General features: G+C 50.8%; 5 protein-coding genes. All 5 read right to left on the bottom strand.

Annotated features, from left to right (window positions below; genetic code table 11):
* Positions 1 to 160: 160 nt before the first annotated feature.
* The 5 genes from BOW51_RS06680 to BOW51_RS06700 all read right to left on the bottom strand — a co-directional run bounded on the left by BOW51_RS06680 (position 161) and on the right by BOW51_RS06700 (position 5876).
* Entirely contained in the window at positions 161 to 439 is a 279-nt protein-coding gene (locus BOW51_RS06680) for a hypothetical protein (protein ID WP_078477016.1), read from the bottom strand.
* Positions 440 to 602: 163 nt separating this feature from the next.
* Positions 603 to 2984, bottom strand: coding sequence for a nitric oxide reductase activation protein NorD (locus tag BOW51_RS06685; protein WP_078477017.1), 2382 nt, complete (start codon positions 2982 to 2984; stop codon positions 603 to 605).
* 58 nt (positions 2985 to 3042) lie between these two features.
* Entirely contained in the window at positions 3043 to 3849 is an 807-nt protein-coding gene (locus BOW51_RS06690) for a CbbQ/NirQ/NorQ/GpvN family protein (RefSeq protein ID WP_078477018.1), read from the bottom strand.
* Between the two features lie 179 nt (positions 3850 to 4028).
* Positions 4029 to 4385 (bottom strand): ribulose bisphosphate carboxylase small subunit, encoded by a 357-nt coding sequence (locus tag BOW51_RS06695; RefSeq protein ID WP_078477019.1) that lies wholly within the window; start codon positions 4383 to 4385, stop codon positions 4029 to 4031.
* A gap of 72 nt (positions 4386 to 4457) precedes the next feature.
* The gene (locus tag BOW51_RS06700; RefSeq protein WP_078477020.1) at positions 4458 to 5876 is read right to left on the bottom strand and encodes a form I ribulose bisphosphate carboxylase large subunit; all 1419 of its coding nucleotides are present in this window, start codon (positions 5874 to 5876) and stop codon (positions 4458 to 4460) included.
* Positions 5877 to 5988 lie beyond the last annotated feature (112 nt).

Below are 5988 nucleotides of genomic sequence, written 5' to 3' on the forward strand. Positions count from 1 at the left end.
CGCAGGGCGTCCGGGGCAATAAAGGCTGTCGAAGATCGAGTGTAAAAGGGCGACTTGGATGTCCCGTTTTACATCACGAGATCAAAGACACGCTTGAACTCTGAAAGCATTAAGGGAAATGTGTTTGAGACCTGCCTTTCTTTCGTACTAGCTATAAGACTTAAACAAAGGCCCAGCTTGTAACAATCAGGTAGGCAATCATAAGGGCAAATCCGGAAAAATACAGAACACTCAGAATCTTCATGACTACCTGTTGTTTACTCGAAATGTTTCTTTTAATCAGATAGATAGAGCCACCCAGCATGCTTGCCGGAAGCAACACGCAGGTCATCAGGATGTATGTGTAATCTGGAAAGAAAAAACGCGCTGATAACATGATGATTCCAAGATACAGCAGGTGATACAAGATGAATGCGACGATCTTTAAAGGATAAGACATATGAACTCCATTTCATTTCTATTTGAAGGGATTGCATAACCAAAGGGGGCAGTCATCCTTTACACCCCCTGAGATCCTTAACTTGTCACCATACCCAAACCGAAAGGGTAATGTAAGCACACACCCCAAACTCCTTTCCGAAGCGTTCTGCAGACAACCTTTCCTAGCCCGTTAGTGCGGCGAACACATTGGGTAGCCTCTCCGGCAAGCGCTCAACATCATCAACGATCGAGTAGTTATTCTCACCAAAGATGCGCGATACATACTGGTCAGCATTTGGATCAAGTGTCAGGCAGTAAGTGTAGACGCCCTGCATGGCGAGATCTTCAACCGCTTTCTTGGTATCGTGACGCAGGTACTGCGGATCGCGCTCATCGATGTCTGCCGGTTCACCATCTGTGACCAGCAACACGAGACGCTTCTGCGCATTTTGCTGTGTCAGGTGCCAACCGGCGTGACGCAATGCTGCACCCATTCGAGTAGAAAGATTACCTTTCATACCGGCCATGCGCGCCTTGGCATCATCATCGTAGGTCTGCTCGAAATCCTTGTAACGATAGTACTGCACATCATGACGACCATCAGATGCAAAACCATGCACCGCAAAGTTATCGCCAATGGAATCGATGGCCCAGGTCAGCAGTCCTGCTGATTCGCGCGTCAGGTCAAGAATACTTGGCTGATCTTCGTAGCCCTCCTCGCCTTCTGCAATGTCACCAATCTTTTCATTGGTCGACTCGGACAGATCGAGCAGCAGAACGATCGAGAGATCACGAATATGACGTGAGATACGAATATTGATACGTGGGTCAGGCATGATGCCACGACGGATATCAATCATTGCGCGTACCGCTGCGTTCAGATCAAGTTCTTCACCTTCTTCATAGCCACGGCGACGTACGATACCCTGCGGCTGCATCGCATCAATCAGGTGGCGAATGCGTGATGCAACAGGCTTGTGCTTGGTGAGAATCTCATCCATGACATCAGGATCACCTTTACCCTGGCGACGTTCGATGACTGTTGCCCAGTCAGGCCGTGCAAGCTGCACATGGTAATCCCATTCGTTGTAGTGATATGGATCAGAGACGGGCTCAACTCCTTCCATCTGGTTGTAGCTAACACCCAGATCTTCATACGGGAAGAGTTCAGTCGACAGCACCAGGGTCTCCTGGGGATTGCCGTCTTCCATCTCGCAGTCGATCTCGTTGACGAACTCCATCAGGCTGACGTAGCGACGTACATTCTGCTCTGAGCTTGGCAAGAAGTCGACGCCCTGGCTTTCGAACATGTTCTCGGAGAATTCCCAGAAGTAACGGTTGTCGTCACGGTAGGGAATTGGCCACTCGGAGAGAATGCGCACACTCGGGATGGTCGCTATCTCGACCATCTTGTTGTAGAACTCAACGCCGGCCATCCATGCAAGACGCGGGTTGTATGGATCCTCTTCCAGCTTGGCCCTGTAATCAGATGCAATTTCATTGATTGCAGGCAGTTCATCACTATAGTCAGGATCCATAATGGCACGCGTGGTGCGCATCATCAGGTCCATGGTTTCATGTACCTGGACGGTCTCCTCATCCTTTTCAGGTTTACTGGTAAAGAAGGAGAGCCACAGCTTGCGCAGACCGGGAAATTCCGTGTAGGCAAGGTATTCAACGCGCGCATCTTCAAACATCTCGATGAAACGCATTTGCGCCTGCGACAGCTCTTCGGCCGAGATACGGTCATGCGTATAGACCATGTGTGCAGCTGCATGTGCAACTGTCGCCCGGTAGATTTCCATACCATCGATGCCGTGGAACGGATCGAATGCATCCGGCACATGAATCTGGAAGTCTTCAATAAAGGGACGAATCCCCTGACGTGACTCGAAGTCACCAGCAGTTGGACGCATGAAAAATGCACGTGCCCAGAGTGCGCGCAGATAGAAGTTGAGCTTGCGCTGGTTGTCGATAAACAGCGTACCGCGACGCTCCGACTGCAGGATGGATCTGGATGAATCCGTCTCCAGAGCAAAATAGGCAAGCTGGCCATCGAGGTCGCGCTGGTGCGCCTGCGCACCCCACAAAACCCAGCGACGTAATCCACCGAGAGTCAGCTTGGATAACAACTCGTCAAGATTCTCCATCATCGGACGCAGTCCGCGAGGTGCTTTACCTGTCATTTGATGCAGCAGCTTGAGAAAACCACGCATCACGTCCGCATCACCGAGGCGTGATGCGGCCAGCGGCATGTTCGCGACGATCAAGGTGATAACAGAACCCGAGGTGTGTGATGAGAGTTTCATCATCGCCTCGACAATGTCGGGGATAATATCCTCGCCTACTTCCTTGCAGACGCCCGGCATCTCCTGGACGTAGGTTAAAACCAGGTCCTGTCCACGCCCAAGCGTACAGAATGCTCGCATGCCCTCCAGGTAGTTCTGCAAACCACGTGGAGACATGAATCGTTGTGCCTCGTGATAGGAAGACTCAAGCGCTTCGATGTGCTCGTTGTCGTCTTCATCAAGACAGCTGATGTATTCGGAAAAATCAATGCTCATGGCAGTCCTCTACTTCCGTCACAATCAAAGTGCAATACGCACGTGAATGAATGATTGTCTAGAAATAGGTATTCACTGCAGCAGCCAGTGTATCGCGCATATCCGGATCATCCGTCAATGGAGTGACCAATGCCATCTGGCATGCGGACTGGGCATCGATACCTTTGCCGACCAATTGTGCTGCGTAAACCAGCAGGCGTGTTGACATACCTTCATCAAGGCCGTGACCTTTGAGGTTACGTGAACGCTGTGCGATCTGCACGAGCTTCTCTGCAGTTTCGCGATCAACCTTGCCTTCATGGGAGACGATCTCAACCTCGATATCAGTCTCTGGATAATCGAAGTCCATGCCACCAAAACGCTGCTTGGTTGACTGCTTCAGATCTTTCATCAACGACTGGTAACCAGGGTTGTAGGAGATAACAATCTGGAAATCATCATGCGCCTTGACCAGTTCACCTTTCTTTTCGAGCGGCAGTTCACGACGGTGGTCAGTCAGCGGGTGGATGACAACAGTTGTATCCTGACGCGCCTCAACAACCTCATCGAGGTAACAGATGGCACCGATACGTGCAGCAACTGTCAGCGGGCCGTCTTGCCACTTGGTACCATTGATATCGAGCAGGAAGCGACCAACAAGGTCAGACGCTGTCATATCCTCGTTACAGGCAACGGTAATCAGCGGTTTTTTCAGTTTCCACGCCATGTATTCAACAAAACGTGACTTACCACAACCGGTCGGGCCCTTGAGCATGACAGGCATGCGCGCATCATAGGCAGCCTCGTACATTTCAACTTCGTTCTGTACCGGGCGGTAGTAAGGTTCGTTATTAATCACATATTGATCACGGTCGAATTCGCTCATTGGTCTCGATCCTTTTGTCTGTATCACCGGTTGTATATCCGGTTTAGTGGAATTGTCAGGCCGGAACATTCGTTATGTCCGACTACTCTGGACTGAAAACTCATTGTTGTTAAATGAAAAACCCCGCCGCCCAAATCAGGGGGGCGGGGCCCTTCTATCCAAGCTCCTGAAATCAGGTCTTAGACTGTTTCACCACGAAAGATAACCATGGAAGCACCGGCACACTGGGCATAGTTGTCCAGGCCCAGCAGGCGTACGTGGTTATTCGGGTGAGCCTGGTGGCAAGCTTCGCACTCGGCCAGGATAGCGTCTACGTCGGTTTCACCGAACATAGGCAGTTTCCACATGTACCAGTAAGCGTCATTCGCATTTACTGGTTCGGTGTGCTCGACAGATGGGTTCCAGCCCTTGGATACGATGAACTCGATCTGTGTACGGATCTGGTCAGCGTCCATTGATGGCAGGTAAGAGAAAGTCTCGAACTTGCGGCTGTCTGTGTTACCGAGACTTGATTTATAGTCTTGCATATCACTCATTGTATTAAACCTCTAATAATTTCAAATTCGTTTGTCGTCTTCCCCCGCCACGGATGACGGGGGAACCTTCCATTACTTGTGAGAAACGTCCAGCTTGTCGACTGTGTCGAATTCGAACTTGATCTCTTTCCAGGTTTCCATTGCAGCTTTCAGCTCTGGGCTGTGTGCAGCAGCGGCAGTAAGGATTTCCTTACCTTCTTTCTCCAACTCACGACCCGAGTTACGTGCTTCAACACAAGCTTCAACGGCAACACGGTTAGCAGCAGCACCAGCGGCGTTGCCCCATGGGTGACCCAGCGTACCACCACCAAACTGGAGGACAGAGTCATCACCGAAGATGTTAACCAGTGCAGGCATGTGCCATACGTGGATACCACCGGAAGCAACTGGCAGTACGCCTGGCATTGAGCCCCAATCCTGGTCGAAGAAGATACCGCGTGAACGATCTTCTTTAACAAAGCTGTCACGCATGATATCGATCCAGCCCAAGGTTGCTTCACGATCGCCTTCCAGCTTACCAACAACAGTACCTGAGTGCAGGTGATCACCACCTGAGAGACGCAGGATCTTGGTCAGTACACGGAAGTGGATACCGTGGTGCGGGTTACGGTCGAGAACCGCGTGCATCGCACGGTGAATGTGCAGCAGCATGCCGTTATCCTGACACCACTGTGCCAGTTGGGTATTTGCTGACCAACCGCCGGTGATGTAGTCGTGCATGATGATTGGAGCACCAATCTCTTTCGCATATTCAGCACGCTTCATCATTTCATCAGAAGTTGGTGCAGTAACGTTCAGGTAGTGACCCTTGCGCTCGCCAGTCTCGGCTTCTGCTTTCTGGATCGCTTCCATAACGAAGTCAAAACGGTGACGCCAGCGCATGAACGGCTGAGAGTTAACGTTCTCGTCGTCCTTGGTGAAGTCAAGACCGCCACGCAGACCTTCATAACATGCGCGACCATAGTTCTTGGCAGACAGACCCAGCTTCGGCTTGATGGTACAACCCAGCAGAGGACGACCGTACTTATTCAGAAGATCACGCTCTACCTGGATACCCTGAGGTGGTCCATTACAGGTCATTACGTATGCGATTGGGAAGCGGATATCTTCCAGACGCAGGGCACGCAGTGCCTTAAAGCCGAATACGTTACCAACCAGTGAGGTCATAACGTTAACAACTGAACCTTCTTCGAACAGATCGATTGGGTATGCGATGAATGCGTAGAAACAGGTGTCATCACCAGGTACGTCTTCGATTGCGTATGCACGGCCCTTGTAGTGATCAAGGTCAGTCAGCAGGTCGGTCCATACAGTGGTCCAAGTACCGGTTGAAGATTCTGCAGCAACAGCAGCAGCAACTTCTTCACGTGGTACACCAGGCTGAGGTGTTACTTTGAAACATGCCAGGATATCGGTATCCAACGGCGTGTACTCAGGCATCCAGTAAGTTTCGCGGTACTCTTTTACGCCCGCATCATATGTCTTTGCCATTCTGGCTTCCTCCCGTGTTAGGGTTGGTTTTTCGGGACATCCGGCAACTCGTGTCACCGATTGTCAAATAAAAACGTTATTACCTGTAAGGAATAACAACTCGTTATGCCTC

Origin of the sequence: Solemya elarraichensis gill symbiont (genome assembly GCF_002021095.1) — a bacterium.
Classification (GTDB): Bacteria; Pseudomonadota; Gammaproteobacteria; order Chromatiales; family Chromatiaceae.

Coding starts and splice junctions, on each gene's coding strand:
- BOW51_RS06700 (WP_078477020.1), bottom strand. CDS start 5,876: ATGGCAAAGACATATGATGCGGGCGTAAAAGAGTACCGCGAAACTTAC.
- BOW51_RS06680 (WP_078477016.1), bottom strand. CDS start 439: ATGTCTTATCCTTTAAAGATCGTCGCATTCATCTTGTATCACCTGCTG.
- BOW51_RS06685 (WP_078477017.1), bottom strand. CDS start 2,984: ATGAGCATTGATTTTTCCGAATACATCAGCTGTCTTGATGAAGACGAC.
- BOW51_RS06695 (WP_078477019.1), bottom strand. CDS start 4,385: ATGAGTGATATGCAAGACTATAAATCAAGTCTCGGTAACACAGACAGC.
- BOW51_RS06690 (WP_078477018.1), bottom strand. CDS start 3,849: ATGAGCGAATTCGACCGTGATCAATATGTGATTAATAACGAACCTTAC.